Here is an 18,200-nt window from a genome sequence, read left to right on the forward strand (position 1 = left end):
AATCATTGCCCTCAACGCAGAAAACAGCCCCTGTCCAGCTCAGTTGGACAGGGGCTGTTTGTTAGCTACTACGCACTCACGTTCAAGATCGACCCGATGCCCTTGCCGATGAATGCCAGAATGGCATCAACAGACGGGACACCGATTTCTGCGCTGAAAGAATACAGGGAACCGAGCATGAGATCCTCCGGATCATTAAGGTGAATGGCGGATTGCCACCGCGGTGATACTAACCGTTTTTAGCACATTCCGGGCATTTGGTCGGAGAAAATGTGATTATTTCCGGACCAAAGTCCCGTTGATGTACTCAGGCTGATTCCGCGGTAACAGAATCAATCGAGATAGCGATGTCCGTTTTCACTCGTCCGGAGCTGAAATTCCTGGGTTGGCGCATCATCGAACGGTATCGAGGAGTGTGGGGCTTCCTCGGGAGCCTTCACGGGCGCCTTGACGGGAGCGGCGTTGGTATCTGCGGCGTCCGTCGCGGGTGCCGGCGCCTTCGGCGGTGCGGTGGCCTTGGCAGGAGCCGCAGAACCTGCGGAGGCTCCCGGTAACGGCGCAGCTTCAGCGAGCGCAGGCACCGTCTTGTCGGTTTCGTAGTAGTACTTGTACTCGTATCCACCGCCCCGCTTGTTGGCGGGCGTCATCGTGATGACGGTGCCCAAGATGCGTGCGCCGACGCTCTGAAGATTGCCGACGGCCCGGGCAAGCTGATCCCGCTTGGTCGTGGCGTGGCGCGCAATTACCAAGGCGCCGTCTGACATTGCGGTCAGGACTGCGGCATCCGTCACCGGAAGCAGCGGCGGCGCGTCGATGATGACGTACTCGAATCGATCACGAAGTTCGGCAAGAACCTGCCGAGAGTGATCGGTGCCGAGCAATTCGCTCGGGTTCGGCGGAATAGGTCCTGAGGCAAGGACAACCAGATCGCCGTGCGTTGTCGGCTGCAACACATCGTCGAGTTGCGCTTGACCGGCCAGGACCGAGCTGAGGCCGACGGTGCCGATCATGCCGAGGTACTTCGAGACTCGCGGCTTGCGCAGGTCGCCTTCCACGAGGCAGACCGACTTTCCGGCCTCGGCGAGAACCAGAGCGATGTTGACGGCCGTTGTCGTCTTACCTTCTGCGGACAGCGAACTCGTGACAACGATGACGCGTGGCGGGTTGTCCACTTCGAGGAACTGAAGGTTGGTACGCAGCTCGCGGTAGGCCTCGGCGCTGGCAGAGTTGCCTTCGTTGAATTCGATGGTGTGCTTGGTCTGCATTTCCTTGTCGAAGGGAATGGTTCCGACCAACGCGGAGCCTGCTACCTCTTCGACAACCCGACGATCCTTGACGGTGTTGTCGAGACGGTCACGCAAGACGGCAAGCGCGATACCCAGAAGCAGACCAACTGCTGCGCCAAGTGCGATGTTGCGCTTGGTGTTCGGCGATACGGGAGTGGTGGGTGTTCCCGCTTCCTGCTCGACGACTACACGGGCCGCCGGGGTTCCACCCGTCTCCGGGGTCTCCAATTCCTTTGCCATCAAGACAAACTCGTCCGACAGCGCGTTGGCGATATCGCGTGCACGTTCGGGCGACGGATCCTTCACGCCTACGTCGATCAGAACCGTGTCCGGTGCGGACGTCGCCACAACACTTGCCGCGAGTTGGGCGGGCGTCATTCCGTTGACTGCATCGCTACCGAGCCGATCGATAGTGCGCTGTGCGAGGGTTTGTCCGGTCAGGAGCTTGGTGTACGACGTAACCCGCTGCTGTGACAGCAGGTTTCCCTGGTACGCCTCGTTGACGGAGCTTCCCAGTGTGGTGGACACGAACAGCCTGGTAGAGGCCTGGTAGATCGGGGTCGAGATCAGTGAGGCGCCCAACGCGCCGAGAATCGCGACAACGGTGACAACAGCAATGATCTTCCAGCGCGCCTGCAATACCTTCAGGTAGTCCTGTACTTCCATCTTCAATCCCTTTCGGCTCACGCACTGAGCTGCGCGTTGGAGCGATGATCACAAGCGTCACGTCAGAACCCGCGACATTTGCCGCATACCTGACATTCAATTGAACAGCAAATCCTTAGACACTGCTTGCTACGTCACATCAGAATCCTCTCCGTACCGCACCAGGTCAAAGATCTGTGAGAGAACTGATGGCGCCATCATCTCGGCGTGCGTGGCATCGACCGAGTGTTCGCGAATGATCGCGACCCGTTTCGACCATCGCTCGACCAGGTCGCGATGACGATGGACATCTCTCTGCGCAACAACAAAATCCACAACTCCGCGGTAGCTCCTCGGTTCGTGGTCACTCGCCATTCTGGCAAGTTTCTCCACCCTTTCGGAAGCAGCTTCCAGGAGGTCAGCGGTCACAAAATCCAGGTGAGCTCTGGTGCGGATCTCGTCGGCCGCCTGCGCAAAGGTCAGATCGACGCGCGGCGCTTCCAGCTCGGTCAGACCCAGTTCGGCAAATAGCTCGCCAGCGGTGGGAGCTGCTTGAATGGCCGGTATCCGCTCCGGTGGCAACGTATCGAGCATGACAACCGATCCGACGCTGGCGCCGGACTCCTCGAGCGCCACCGCCATCTCCTGCGCGACAGTTCCACCGAGCGACCAGCCGAGCAGGTGGTACGCGCCCTCGGATTGAACGATCCGCACCGCGTCCACGTACCGTTCGGCGAGCGCGTTGAGGGTTCCGGGCAGCTCACCCGCACCCGTTGCCTGCACTCCGTAGACCCGACGGCCACCCAGGTGCTGCGCCACACCCGCGTAGCACCACGCCAATCCGCTCACGGGGTGTACGCAGAAGAGCGGCGGACGCTGATCGAGTGGATCTCCCCCGAGCAGGACAATGGTGTCCATCGGATCGGTTTTGCCGCCGGCCTCGATACGTTCGGCAAGTTCGGCAACGGTCGGATCGGTGAAGATCCATTGAACCTGCACATCACGATCGAGCCGCGTGCGTAGCGTCGACGCTACGTCTACCGCGCCCATGGAGGTTCCGCCGAGTTCGAAGAAATTATCGAACCTGCCAACCGTGTGCGCGGATGTGTTGTGCGCAAACGCTTGTGCGATGCACTCTTCCAGTTCCGTTTCGGGTGGCTCGATCACACCGACGCTGCCACGATCCGGCGCCGGCAATGCCACTTTGTCGACCTTGCCGGACGGTAGCACCGGAACCGCGTCGATCACCGTGACAGTCGCGGGAACCAGGTGACTCGGCAGGCTTGCCGACGCAAACTTTCGCAGACTGCTCGAATCCACCGACGCATCATGGAGCGTGACGTACGACGCGAGTTCCCCGTCCGCCACAACGGTTACCGCCGAAGTCACAGCGGGATGCCGACGCAATCCGGCATCGACCTCGGCGGGTTCGACGCGGATGCCGCGGATCTTCACCTGGTCGTCGTTGCGGCTGACGAATTCGAGAGCACCGTCTTTCCGCCGTCGTCGAACGAGGTCTCCGGTGCGGTACATCCTGGCACCGGGATTGTTCGGGTCGGCAACAAACCGCAGGGCTGTCCGCTCGGGTGCGTGGATGTATCCGCGGGCAAGGTTGTCGCCGGCGATGTAGAGCTCGCCGGTGACGCCGTCGGGAACGGGATGCAGCCGGGGGTCGAGCACCAGCGTCGACGCTCCGTGTACCGGGGTTCCGATCGCTGTGTCGCCGCCGGATATCTGCGCCGACGTTGCCGCCGCGATGGTGGTCTCACTCGGGCCGTATCCATTGAAGATCCGATGCCGACGGGACCACTGCGCCGCCAGGTCCACGCTCAACATCTCTCCCGCCGATTCCACTGTCAACGAAGGGATCTCGTTCGGGTCGAGTGTCGAGAGAACGGTGGGCGTTGCGATGAGGTGGGTGATCGCGTGCGAGACGATGAACTCCGTCAGTTCGGCTCCCGCGAAGACATATTCCGGTGCCAGAACCAGTGTTCCGAGCGCGGCCGGCGCAATCATGAATTCGAGAACCGAGGCGTCGAAGGTAGGCGACGCCAGTTGCAGGACGCGCATGGCGGTGCCCGTCTCGAACATCTCGAGGTGGGTGGCACACACATTTGCCACGCCGCGATGAGATACCGCAACGCCTTTGGGCGTGCCGGTCGATCCCGAGGTGTAGATGACGTAGGCGAGGTTGTCCGGGTGAGCTGTGCGCGCACCGGTCAGCGACGTTGTTGCAGTGCGATCGGACATCGGAATCCATGTCGGCGACGAGGGCAGAGAGCGGGCACCCGCCACGCACAGTCCGAGGCTCGCTCCGCTGTCGGCAACCATCGCTTCGAGTCGCTCACGTGGCTGATCCGGGTCCACGGAAACCCAAGCGGCGCCGGCTCGCGTCACGGCCCAGAGTGCAACTACCCACAGATATCCGCGCCCGGTTGCAACGGCAACCACGTCGTCGGGCCCGATCCCCCGATCGACCAGTTCCTGAGCCCAGCATGTTGATTGGTCGAACAGCTCTTGGTAAGTCCACGCCCTACCGTCCGCCTCGAGCGCAGTGGCTTCGGGGGTTTCAGCGAGCACATTGCCGATCAGTGCGGCCAGGGTGAGCGGCGCGACGTCACCGCGACTGCGCAGTGGCTGGTTCGCTCGGTCACCGAGTACATCGATGTCGCCCACAACACTCTGCGGCTGCGCCACCACTTCGCTCAGAATCCGCACGAACCTCGCGGCAAACAGTTCTGCTGTGGACTGCTCGAACAAGTCGGTGGCGTACAGCAATCGCAGACGCACACCGACGCCGGTGTCGGTCAGATCCCAGGTCAGATCGTAATCGGCGGCAACGGGAGCTTCCCCGGTCAGCCGGAGCGGTTCGATCCCGGGCACGCTCGGCAGTTCGTGTGCACGTTGATACGCAAGCATCACGGTGAAGAGCGGATGTTCGTTTGCCGTGCGCGGCGGCGCGATTCGGGCAACCACGTCGTCGAAGGACACGTCGGCGTTGTCCATGGCTCCGAGGTCGACGCGTCGTACCTGGTCGAGGATGTCCGAGAATTGATCGCCTGGACGGATGGTGGTCCGCAGCGCGACGGTACCCACCATCATTCCGACCATCGACTGCAGGTCCGGATCGTTTCGCAGGCTGACCGCTGTGCCGACAACCACGTCGTCGGTTGCGCTTTCACGCGCGAGCAGCACCGCGATCGCAGCGTGCAGGAGCATGAAGACAGTCACACCCTGCCTGTGGGCCAGAGCTGTCAGCCCCGCGTACAGGTCACCGTCAACCGCGGCGAATACGACGGAACCTTGTTGCGTCGGAGCAGCGGGGCGCGGGTGGTCTGTCGGCAGCGGCATGACGCCGTCGACGCCGCGGAGAACTGTTGTCCAGTAGTCCAGTTGGCGGTGCGCCAGGGTGGTCGGATCGTTCTTGTCACCGAGCACCTCCCGCATCCAGATGCTGTAGTCCTGGTAGTCGACGGGTAACTGGCGCCAATCCGGTTGATGCCCCGCACCTCTCGCAGACAGCGCGGCAGCAAAATCCGTGAGCACGGTGCCCGTCGAACCGCCGTCGAGCGCGATGTGGTGCACCACGACAACCAATGCCCGGGCGCCGGTGGCGTCAACCGTCAACTGCACGCGCATCGGCGGTTGGTGTTCCAACCGGAAGGGCGCGGCCGCAAAGAGCGCCGCACCCTCGTACAGATCACCGACAAGAACGGGATCGAGATCGACTGCCGCGACATCTGCGACTACTTGGTGTGGCCCGGCGGAATCAGTGGGAAAGACCGTGCGCAAAATACTGTGCCGGGCAACCACATCCGATATGGCTGCCGCCAGAGCGTCTACCGCAATGTCGGGTCCGATGGTGACCGCAAAGACCAAGTTGTATGCCGACGACGCCGGACCGAGCTGCGAACTCAACCACATACGCTGCTGCGCGGGAGCCAACGGTACCCGGCTTTCGGCGGCGCGGCGGGTGAGCGGTGGCCGGGCAACAACGTCTTCGGCCGCATCGATCCAGCGAGCCAACGCACGCGGCGACGGATTCCCGAAGACCGCACCAACGGATACGTCGCGGCCGAACACCGAGGCCAGCCGACCCGCGACCACCGTGGCGGACAGTGAATCTCCACCGGATTCGAAGAAGTTGTGGACCACGCCGACAGTGCTGCCCGCGTGATGCGACATCACTGCCGTAACCAATTCTTCTGTGGCAGTGAGCGGCCACGCGTGGGGCGTGATTTCTCCGAGGTGCGCGTGCAGTGCGCTCACATCCACCTTGCCGTTGCGGGTGAGCGGCAACGCATCGAGCATGACGATGCGTCCCGGCACGAGGTACCCGGGTAGCTGCTTCACCAGTTCGTTTCGGAGCGCGTCCTCGCCGGTTTCCTCGCCCACGACAAATGCGGTGATCACGTCGCCAATCAGGAGCACGGACACAGCACTCACTCCGGGGAGCAACCGTGCCGCAGTCTCGATCTCGGCCAGCTCGATACGCACACCGCGCACCTTGACCTGACGGTCCGATCGACCGACGAATCCCAATGCGCCGCCGGCTGTTCGGTGTACCAAGTCTCCGGTACGGTAGCGTCGTCCACCGTCCGCTGCCGCCACAAAGGCTGTAGCTGTTGCGGCGGGATCGCCGAGATATCCCATCGCGAGACCGGGACCATTCACGTACAGCTCCCCCACCCCGCCGAACGGGACGGGGCGCAGAGCGGCGTCGAGCACCTCGGCTCCGGTGCCCGTGATGGGTTCACCAATTCCGTTTCCGTTGTCCAAGTCGACATCCGCAAGAGTTGCCACGACGGTGGTTTCCGTGGGGCCGTACGCGTTGAGCATCCGCGCGCCGGCACTCCAGGCATGTGCGGTCGCGGGTGAGAGAACGTCGCCGCCCACGGCAACCACGTCGAGTAGTGGCAGGGCGGCCGGGTCCATCGTGTCGAGCACACCCGGGGTGGACAGTAGGTGCGTGACGCGGTGCTCTGCCACGAACTTTTCGAGGTCTCGACCACCGTAAACGGCTGGAGGCGCCACAACCAATGCTGCTCCGCTGCCGAAGGCAAGCAACATCTCGAGCACAGCGGCATCGAAGCTCGGGTTGTAGCCCTGCAGCACAACAGAATCCGGTGTGACGCGGTATCGCGCCACGGCTTCGTCCATGAGCGGGCCCAGGCCGCGGTGGGTCACCGCAACAGCTTTGGGGTTGCCGGTGGACCCGGAGGTATGGATGACATACGCCACGGCGTCCGGATTCTGCGTGCCAGGAACAGGGCTGCCCGAGTGCAGCGCCGATCGCAACTGACGCAGACGGGCGTCGGGGAAATCAGGGTCGATGGGCGCAAAAGCAGCACCGGTCTTGGTTATCGCCCACAGACGGATGACGTAGTCGATCGATCGCACCGCGCTGATCTCGAGCACCGCGCCCGGTCCGGCACCGGCAGCCACAAGCTCCTGTGCCAGTTCGTTCGACGCGTCGTCGAGTTCTCGATACGTGAGCATCTCTGTGCCGTCGCGCAGTGCAACGTTGTCGGGGAACGTCGCTGCGGTACTGGTGAAGATCTCGCTCAGAGTCCGAGACGCATCGACGGGTGTTGCCACCCAACTGGGTGCTGAAATCGTTGACGCTTCCGACACCATCACCGAGGGGTTGGCCAGCGCGCGCTGCACAACGTCGACAAACAGGTCGGCCACCGATTGCGCAGTCGCTGCGTCGAAGAGCTCCCGCGCGTACACAACCAGCCCGTCCGTGTGGCCGTCCGGCCGCTCGGTCAGCGATACCTGCATCTCGAACTTGGCTGCACCGGTATCGATTTCAGTAGCACTGACGGCCAGGCCGGCGATGTCGACGTCAGGAATGGTGAAGTTCTGCAGTGCCAACGCAACCTGCGGCATCCGGCCACCGAGCATCGAGGTCAGAGCTTCCACGGGAACATCGCTGTGCTCGAAGGCCGCAAGATCGCGCTCACGAACCTGCTCCACGAGCTGCAGCATCGTCGTGTCGCGGAGGATCTGTGCCCGCAGCGGGACAGTATCGACAAACATTCCGATCAGGCCGTCCAAGGCAGGTGATCGGCGGCCGTCCACCGCAGTCGCGATCACCACGTCCGAGCTGCCACTCAGCCTCGAGAGAACTGCTGCCAGTGCGGCGTGAAAGACCATGAAGGGTGTTGCCTGGGCCCGGCCGGCCAATTCCGCGATCGCCGACGTGGTGTGGGCGTCCAGTGAGAACTCCACACGATCTGCTGTCCACGACGTAGACACGAGACGGCGATCCGGCGTCAGCGGCGCCACCGAGGTGACGTCCGCGAGTTCCGTCTGCCAGTGAGATACCGAATCAGTTTCTGAAGCCTGTTCCCACACTGCATAATCCGCGTACTGAACCGGCAGCGGCTGCCACTGCGGAGCCGAACCTGCGCGCCGGGACGAATAGGCAGCAAGCACGTCGTGAACGATCGGCACCAGAGAGCCACCGTCTGCGGCGATGTGGTGCACGTTCACCGCGAGCACATGATGCTCGGGCGCGAGCCTGAACAATGCGGCGCGAATCGGGAGCGCAGTGCTCACGTCAAACCCATGGGAGGCAAAGGCATACAGCTCGGCATCCAGGGAGTCTTCGGTGGCAGAACGGGATTCGAGGGTCAGCTCGGCATCGGCCAGAATCTGCTGCACCGGTGGCCGCTGCGGATAGACGGTTCGCAGGATCTCGTGCCGGTTCAGCACGTCACCGAAGGCAAGGTGCAAAGCCGCACCGTCGAGTTCACCGCGCAGGTCCACGGCAACCGGCAGGTTGTAAGCACTGGTGGTTGAGTCGAGGGTGTTGAGCACCCACATACGTTGCTGATTGCGTGAGAGCGGAATCTCTGCCGGACGTGGACCGGCAACAATGTCAACCACACCGCGATCGGAATCCGGCTCTTGTTCCAGCGCTGCAGCAAGTTCCGCGACGGTCGGGTGTGCAAACAGCAGGCGCAGCGAGATATTTCGTGCCAGGGTGTTTCCTACCTGCGACGTCACCCGGGTAGCGAGTAGCGAGTTTCCGCCATGATCGAAAAAGTGTGTGCCACGGCCGATGTGATCGGTTCCGAGCACGCTGGCGAATACGTCGGCCACAGCGCGTTCGGTGGCGGTGCGCGGGGGCTCGAAGGGCAAGGCGGATACGCGGGGTGTCGGCAATGCGCGCACGTCGAGTTTGCCGTTCACCACAGGCGGATCGCCGTCGAACACCACAACGGCGCCGGGGACCATGTACGACGGGAGCGCATCGGCAAGCCTGCGGCGCAGGTCGTCACCGTCAAGCTCCACACCACGTTTCGGGCGTACGTACGTCACCAGCATCGGAGTATCGGCGGTGCTGGTGCGGAGAACCGTTGCGCAGAAGTCGACTTCCGCGATCGCTGCGATAGCCGCTTCGATCTCGGCGGGCTCGATCCGCACACCGTTGACTTTCAACTGCGCGTCGTTACGGCCGAGGTAATGCAGCCGGTGGCCACTACCGGTGTTCTTCCACATCACCAGATCGCCGGTGCGGTACATCCTGGCGCCGCCAGCGGTGGCAACAAAGCGTTCAGCCGTCCATTCGGGGTGGCCGGCATATCCACGCGCAAGCGCAGCACCCGCAAGGTAGAGCTCACCGGCGACGCCAGGTGGAACCGGCTCGAGGAAGTTGTCGAGCACAAAGGCGTCGACGCCGGCTACGGGATACCCGATGGGGATGTCGCGCCCGTTTGCGATAAGCGGTTCTGTCGCAACGGTGTACATGGTGGCCTCGGCCGGACCGTAGCCGTTCACTACGCGGCGTCCCGGTGACCACCGTTCGACAATATCGGCGGTCAGGCGCTCACCACCGAGCATCACCATCTCGAGGTGCGGCAGATTGTTGTCCTCGACGGTTGCCATCACCGTCGGTGTGATGCACAGGTGCGTGATCTGTTCGCGTCGAAGCAGGTCGGTGAGCGCGGGACCGGCAAACTCGGCATCCGACGCGAGCACCAGTGTTGCGCCGCTCGAGCCGGCGATCAACACCTCGAGGAGTGTCATGTCGAACCCCGGTGCGCCGCGGTGAAGTACGCGCGAACCAGTGCTCGCGCGGTAACGCGCTGCCAGATCTGCGTCGAGCGCTCCCAGGCCCTCGTGAGTGACCACCACGGCTTTGGGCACGCCCGAGGTACCTGAGGTGAACACGACGTAGGCGGCGCCGGCGCTGGGGATCGTCTCTGTGGCTGCGGCACCATCATTTGGGGAAAGCACCGCGCTGAGGGCGTCGAGGGTGCGCGACGCCGGTTGAGCGGGGTCGATCAAGGCGGGCGCCGCACCGGTCTTGGCGATGGCCCACAACCGGACGATGGATTCGACAGTGCGATCCGCCGTCCACGGGATCACCCGTTCGGGCCCGGCTCCGTCGGCACGCAAGTCTGCCGCGGCAACGTCGGAGCGGCGGTCGAGTTCGCGATAGGTCAGGGTATCGCCGTTGCCGGTTACTGCCAGCGCGTCCGGTGCGGTGCTCACGCTACGGGTCAGCATCGACGCCAATGTGGTTGCCGCGCTATTTCCAATGCCTCTGGCCGGAACCAACGCGTCGCGCTCGGCGGAGTCCAGGAGATCGATCCGTCCGAGGATCACCGACGGATCAGCGGCTACCTGCTCGAGCAAGCGCACGTACCGTTCCGCGAACCGGGTGACCGTGACTGCGTCGAATAAATCTGCGTTGTAAGCAAATTCCAGACGCATCGGGTGATCGTCGGCAGCGTCCGTCACATTGAGCTGCAGGTCGAAGTTGGCGTGCTCGAACTCGGCGACCATCGGGGTGAGAGTCAGGCCCGGAAGTTCCCAACTGGTCGGCCGCGGCGCCTGGAAGGACAGCGCGATCTGGAACAGCGGATGGTGCGACGGCGACCTGGCGGGATTCAGTTGTTCGACGAGCGTCTCGAAAGGCATGTCCGCGTGGGTGTATGCGGCCAGGTCCTGCTGGTGAACGTGGCCCAACAGTTCCGCGAAGGACGCGGTTTGATCGATCGTGGTTCGCAGAACCAAAGTGCCCGCGAACATTCCCACCAGATCATCCAGCTTGGGATCGGAGCGGCCGGCCACCACTGTTCCGATTGGCACGTCGGCGCTGGCGCTGTACCGCGAGACGAGCGTGGCCAGCGCGGCATGCATCACCATGAACGTGGTGGCGTTGTGTGATCGCGCCAAAGTGTCGAGCAGCCCGCGCAAGGAATCACCGAGCTCGACCTGATGGGATCGACCCAGACCCGACGGCGTCAGCGGCCGAGGATGATCCAGCGGCAACGTCACCTGGTCTGGCAAACCGGCCAGGTTCTCCAGCCAGTACTCAGCGACATGATCGGGAACTCCCGAATCGCGCTGCCACACGCTGTAATCGGTGTACCGAATCGGCAATGGCTGCCAGGACGGCGCGACGCCCTTCGTTCGGGCGGTGTACGCGGTGACGGTGTCTCGAATCAAGGCGTCCATCGACCACGCGTCGGCAGCAATGTGGTGGACCACCAGTGCCAGAACATGAGAGCCCTCGTCGAGGCGGAACAGTTCGCCGCGAACCGGCGAATCGACCGTCACATCGAAGCTTGTTCCCACCAACTCGGCAACCCGGTCCATGACTGATTCAGCGTCGATTGTCACGGGGTGCAAAGAAGGCGTCACCAGTTCGGCCTCGAGCACCACCTGACGCACACCGTCGACTCCCACCGGGTAGATCGTCCGGAGCGTCTCGTGCCGCTCTACGACGTCAACCGCGGCTTTGCGTAGCGTCTCGGCATCGACGTTTCCGTCGAGCCGCAGAATCACGGGAATGTTGTATCCGGCTGCGGTGGTGTCGAACTGGTTGAGAATCCACATGCGGTGCTGGGCCGGCGAGAGGATCAGTTCTGCATCACTGCCGGCAGGTTCGAGAGCGATGCGTCGACGGCCACTGCCGATCCGGGCGCTGATACCTGCCGCCAATTCGCTGACGGTGGGGCGCTCGAATACCTCACGCACATCGATATCGGTGTCGAAGACCGCACTCAGCCTGGTAGACAGACGAGTCGCAATAAGAGAGTTTCCACCCTGGTCGAAGAAACTCCGTGTGACGTCAACGGTTTCGAGGTGCAGGAGTTCAGCGAATACTGCTGCGACGGTTTCTTCCATCGGGTCGCGCGGTGGCCGCCCGTGGGTGGGGCGCGACGCAGGCTCAGGCAATCCTGCTCGGTCGAGTTTGCCGTGCGCGGTGATCGGCAATGCGGGTAGCGGCACAATCAGCGTGGGCACCAGATGAGCGGGCAGCTGGTTCCGCAGATCCGCTACAACGGCGTCCGCATCGTCGATGTCCGGCGCGATGTAGGCCACCAGTGCCGGACCGGTCGGCAGCTCACGCAGAACTACTGCGGCCGAGCTGATCTCGGGTCGACGCAACAGTGCTACTTCGATCTCACCCGGCTCGATGCGGTAGCCGCGCAGCTCTACCTGGCTGTCGGCACGACCGATGTACCGCAGCGCGCCCCGGTACATCCGAACCCTGTCGCCGCTGCGATACATCACCGATCCGGCAACTGCGGGTTCGGGAACGAACCTGGTTGCACTCAGTGCGGGCTTACCGAAGTACCCGGCCGAGACCTGCGGGCCGGCAACATACAGTTCGCCGACGGTACCTTCCGGCACCGGCCGCATCGAGCTGTCCAATACATACGTACGGAGTCCGGGAAGCGCGGTGCCGATGACGGAATCATCGTCGCTGGCGTCCGCAAGATCGAATGCCGTGACGTGCACCGTGGTTTCGGTGATGCCGAACATGTTCACGGCGCGAATCTCGCGATGGCTGTCGAGCCAGCCGCGAACCGAGGCCACATCCAGGGCTTCTCCCCCGAAGATCAACAGCCGCACCGGCAGTTCGGTGGACTGCGTAATCGTGGCAAGCGCTTGGAACGCCGACGGAGTCTGATTGAGAACAGTGACACCTTCGTCTACCAGCAACTGCGCAAACTGCGGAGTGGACCGGGCGATATAGGCGTCGACGGGTACCAACCGTCCCCCGGTTGTCAACGCACCCCACATCTCCCAGACCGAGAAGTCGAACGCACCGGAGTGGAACATCGTCCACACGTCGCCTGCGCCGACATCGAGAATCTTCTCGGTTGCCGCCAGCAACGCAATAACGTTGGCATGTGACACCACAACACCTTTGGGGGTGCCGGTCGAGCCGGAGGTGTAGATCAGATACGCGTCCTGCGCAGGTACCACCGCGCGGCGTCGGGCCAGGTCGGGATCACCCACTGCCGCAACGTCGATCAGTTCGCGGCCGAAGTTCGTCAGGCGGGTCACCGCAGATTCGGCGCAGAGCACGTGTGTCGGTGCGGCGTCGCCGAGCAGATACTCGAGGCGTGCGTCGGGATAGTCGAGGTCCAGGGGAACGTACACGGCGCCGGACCGAACTACAGCCAGCACCGCAATCACAAACTCCGACGAGCGCGGCAGCGCAACGGCCACCCGGTCTCCCACTCGAACGCCGCGCTCGATCAAAGCGCCGGCGAGCACTGCAGACCGATCTTCGAGCTCGGAGTAGGTGAGACGATCTTCGCCGACGCCTACAGCAACGTCACCACCGTGTGTAACCACCTGTGCCAGAAACAGTTCGGCCAATGAGTGTGCCGAGTACGCAGGGGCCACCGCAACTGGCGTCAGCGCATCATGTTCGTCGGCGCTCAGGACGTCGACGCCGCGAAGCGTGATATCCGGCGTGGCCGTGACGGCTTCGCAGATTCGCAGCAGCCGGTCCATCCAGCCGGACACGGTCTCCGCGTCGAACACATCGGCAGCGTAGGTGAGTGACCCGGCGATTCCTCCGGGCGAGCCATCGGGAAGGCGTTCTTCACGGACGGCCATTTCGATGTCGAATCGAGCGTGATCGGGGGTGCGTCCCACACCGTGTGCCGTTGCCGAGCCGAGTGCCATATCGGCCTCCGTACCGAACGCATCGAGCGCTAGCACCACACGGAACAACGGATTCCGGTTCAGGCCGCGGTTGGGCGCAACCCGATCGACCACCCAATCGAACGGCACATCCGCGTGTGACATTGCGGCGAGATCGACATCGCGAACCTGTTCGAGGAATGCCGCAAAGGTGTCCCCCGGCTTGGTTGCCGTGCGCAGTGCCACCGTGCCGGCAAACATGCCCACTGTGGAATCGAACGCCGGGTGTGCACGTCCGGACGTAGGAGTCCCGATCGCAAAATCCTCTGCGCCGGTGATCTTGTGGAGCAAGACGGCGAGCACTGCGTGCAGCGCCATGAACGTGGTTGCGTTGTGCTCGCGGGCAATCGCCGTCAGCTGTCCGTGCAGATGTGCCGGAATGCCGAATGCGATAGTGGCAGCGGGCGGCTCCGTGCCGATCGCCCTACGCCTGTCGGTGGGTAGTTCAAAGTGCGTCGGCAGCGACCCAAGCGCGTTTTCCCAGAACGCAAGTTGGTCATGAGCAAGACTTCCCGGTTGGTCGGGATCACCGAGCGCTGCTCGTTGCCACACTGAATAGTCGCGGTAATCCAGCGCCTGCGCCGGCCAGTTCGGCTGTGCGCCGCGAACGCGATCGTCATACGCCCGGACTAGGTCACCTACCACCGCACCGAATGAGAGTCCGTCCACCGCTATGTGATGAGCAACGACGGTCAGGCGGTGGTCGTGTTCACCGAAAGACGCCAAGACCAAGCGCAGTGGCAGTTCGGCGGCAACGTCGAATCCGCGCCGGGCCGCATCTGCGGCCGCGCCGGCGTACTCGTCTGCGCCAACCTGCAGCAAGCTTGTCGTGGATTCCGACAGGACCTGCACTGCAGTGCCTGCAGTTCCGATGGGATACATCGTCCGCAAGACGCGATGCCGGTGTTGGATGTCGGTGAACGCCTGCTCGAGCGCGTCGATGTCGAGCACTCCGCCGAGTGTCACCTCGAAAGAGACGTTGTAAGCGGAAGATTCCGGGGCGAGACGTGAGAGCAGCCAGATACGTTGTTGCGCCAGTGACGGTTCCACCACGACATCGGCAGGGACCACAACAGGGTCCGGCAACGCCGATCCTGCGGCCGATCGGCGAAGGTGCTGCGCGAGCCCCGTAGGTGTCGAGGCCTCGAACACGTCGCGGACGCCGACGCGAGTGCGAAGGGCCTCGGACAGCCTGTTCGCGACGTACACCGCGGCAAGCGAGTTCCCGCCGGAGGCAAAGAAATCGGCATCAGCACTCAGCGATGCAACCCCGAGTACATCTGCCATCACGGCGGCGACAAGAGCTTCGTGGTGATCGACAGGTTGCAGCGCGACGTCCATTTCGCGATGCGGCGTGGGAAGCGCGTCGCGGTCGATCTTGCCGTTTGTGGTGGTCGGCCACGAAGAGACCACGGTGATCGAGGACGGCATCATCGCAGCGGGTAGAACAGTCGCCAGATGCTCGGTGACAAACGACGTCTCGGTAACAATCGACATCTCGATGGACTCAGGCCCCTCATCGGCCGTGAGTACAACGTACGCAGCGATTTCGCCGTCGCGGGCGACAGCCAGCGCTGATGCCACGCCAGAGACGGACGTCAGTGCCGCTTCCACCTCACCGAGTTCAACCCGGACACCACGAATCTTGACCTGATGGTCTGCGCGCCCGACAAACTCGAGCTGACGCTCTGCCGACCATCGCACGAGGTCGCCGGTTCGGTACATGCGACTCGACGGATCTCCGTACGGCGCCGCAACAAACTTTTCAGCAGTGAGGCCCGCGCGGCGCACGTATCCGCGTGCCAGTCCGGGGCCCATCACATACAGTTCGCCGGTTGCTCCAATTGCGCTCGGCTGCAGACGTGCATCCAGCACGACGGCGGATACGCCGTCGATGGGCCGGCCGATCGGTGGTCGCTGCGCCGGGTCCAGCGGTTCGCTCATGAACGCGGTCACACTCGCCTCGGTGGGACCGTACGAGTTGACGACGCCGACGTACGGCGACCATCGCTCGATCAGATCCGGCGATGGCGACTCGCCGCCGACGTTGAGCATGCGCAGGTCCGGCAAGCCGCTCGGATCCATCGACGACGCCACCGCCGGAGTGGACAGGAAGTGCGTCACGCGTTCTGCGCGTAGGTAGTCGGCCAGATCAGCACCGCCGATCAAGCCGGGCGGCACCACTACCGCGGTTGCGCCAGTTCCGTGTGCAAGAAGGAGTTCCAGTATTGCAACGTCGAAAGCTGGTGAAACAAAGTGAGCGACCCGGGCCGACGCGTCGACAACAAGATTCCTGGAGTGGGCGCGCAGCAGCGAAGTCGCGGCGCGGTGTTTCACCGCAACACCTTTCGGCTGCCCGGTGGAGCCTGATGTGTACACGACGTAGGCGACGTCATCGATCGCTGCAGCGCGCAGTACAGGTATTTCGTGTTGATCGGCGTAGTCGTAGTGGTCGGTGTTGATGTCCACATGGGTGATACCGGTGGGCGCAGACCACGATCGCGGCGCAACTACGACGCTCACGCCCGCGTCCTCCAACATGAATTCGATACGTTCGGCCGGGTAGTCCGGATCGACGAACATGAACGCGGCGCCTGATCTGATGACCGAGTGGAAGGCGACTACCGACTCCGCCGAACGCGCTGCGATGATCGCCACCACGTCACCGGCGCAAACTCTGTGGTCAATCAGCTTGTTGCACAGAAAGGCTGATCGGGAGCGGAGCTCACCATAGGTAATCGTTGCTCCACCCGCGCGGACTGCCGGCGTTCCCGCGCCGCCGGATCCTTCGGACAGCACTGCGTCGAGGGTCTGCGGCGCGATTGCTGGTAATCCCCTGTTGGGCACCAGCATCGCGTAATCCTCGGCGGTCAGCACACCTAGCCTGCCCACCGGAAGATCCTCGGGCGCATCGACAAGCGCGGTCAGAACCTGCACAAACTGCTGGTGGTGAAGCTCGAGGTCTTGCTCGCTGTAAACACCGGGGTTAGCCTCGAATCCCAACCGAATATCGGCGCCGGCAACAGCTGGGTAGATGCTGAAGAACAGATCATCGATCGGGCCGGACGTGAGTACGTGAAATTCTCCGACAACGTCGCCAAGGCGAATAGTGTTGTGGAACATCATGATGTTCACAGCGGGCCCAGCCGAATCACGGGTTCCACCGCGACTGTCGGGGCCGGCCATGTCCTCGTAACGGAATCGCTGATGGCGCAGGGCGCCGGTCAACTGTGTGGAGAGCTGATTCACGAGTTGAGCCGCTGTCAATTCCGGATCTACTGACACTCGCATCGGCACGATGTTGGCGAGCATTCCGCCGGAGCGTCGCATCGCCGCCGTCGTTCGGCCTGAAATGGGAAGGCTCAGAGTAACTTCGGTAACTCCGGCCATGCGGGCGAGGTACACGGCATAGGCGCCGGCAATAACCGGAACCTCGCTGGTTTCCCACAGTTTCGCAACTTTGGTGATCTGCGCGGCGAGATCTGCGTCCATCGTGCGGGTGAGCATGCGCTGCGGCATCGACGGCGCGGCGCGGCGTTCGGTCAACCGCACGGGTTGTGGCATACCGTCAACAAGCCCTGCCCAGTATTGCCGGTCTGTCTCGAACCGGGAAGACGAACGATACGACGCATCCAACTGGTACAACTCATGCAATCCGAGCGCACGTAAGGGCGGCACCTCAGTGTTTTCCACCAAATGTGTGTAACGCTCGGCAACTCGATTCATAAGCGTCATTGCGCCATGTCCGTCGAGTACCAAGTGGTGGGCATGCGAATACCAGAAGTAATGATTTTCTGATACGTGCAACAAAGTGGCGGCAATTAGACGATCGACCGACATATCTATCGGGCGTGAATAGCTCTGCATCATCCACTGATGTGCTGCTTCGATCGGATTCTTACTGCCGCGTAGGTCAACATAGCCAAGCGCATCGGGAATTGAAAGATCAACAACCTGGTGTGGTGCCGCGTCCGTCTCGACAAGCCTTACCAGCGCAGATTCGATCTCGCGGCACCCACGATCTGTTGCTTCGATCAGCGCGGACACGTCGATAAATCCGCGAAGTTCCACGTACTGGGCAACAACAAAAGGTGTTGAAGGATTGACCTGCTGCGCCAGCCACAGAGCCTGTTGGGCACGAGACAGCGGGAAAGAGTTCAACCCGATACCTCCACCTTCATCAGCCCCGAATTATGTATTGGAAACGCCGGCTGATCAGGTCCATCTAATTACGCGCACAACAAGAACGGCCAGGCTGAAGTTTACGGTGCGACGCCCCTTCCCACCACTTCAGGGTCAATTCTG

2 protein-coding genes are annotated in these 18,200 nt (G+C 62.8%); both read right to left on the reverse strand.

Annotation, left to right across the window (positions count from 1 at the left end; translation table 11 throughout):
- Positions 1-332: 332 nt before the first annotated feature.
- Positions 333-1,952 (reverse strand): polysaccharide biosynthesis tyrosine autokinase, encoded by a 1,620-nt coding sequence (locus V2B23_RS15790; protein ID WP_430951220.1) that lies wholly within the window; start codon positions 1,950-1,952, stop codon positions 333-335.
- 129 nt (positions 1,953-2,081) lie between these two features.
- The gene (locus tag V2B23_RS15795) at positions 2,082-18,056 is read right to left on the reverse strand and encodes an amino acid adenylation domain-containing protein (RefSeq protein WP_430951221.1); all 15,975 of its coding nucleotides are present in this window, start codon (positions 18,054-18,056) and stop codon (positions 2,082-2,084) included.
- Between the last annotated feature and the right edge of the window lie 144 nt (positions 18,057-18,200).

The organism is Rhodococcus sp. 24CO (assembly GCF_050586165.1).
In the GTDB taxonomy this organism is placed as follows: domain Bacteria; phylum Actinomycetota; class Actinomycetes; order Mycobacteriales; family Mycobacteriaceae; genus Rhodococcus_F.

What these genes read in the sequence shown, in the direction of transcription:
- V2B23_RS15790 (WP_430951220.1), bottom strand. Translation starts at nt 1,952, where the DNA reads ATGGAAGTACAGGACTACCTGAAGGTATTGCAGGCGCGCTGGAAGATC.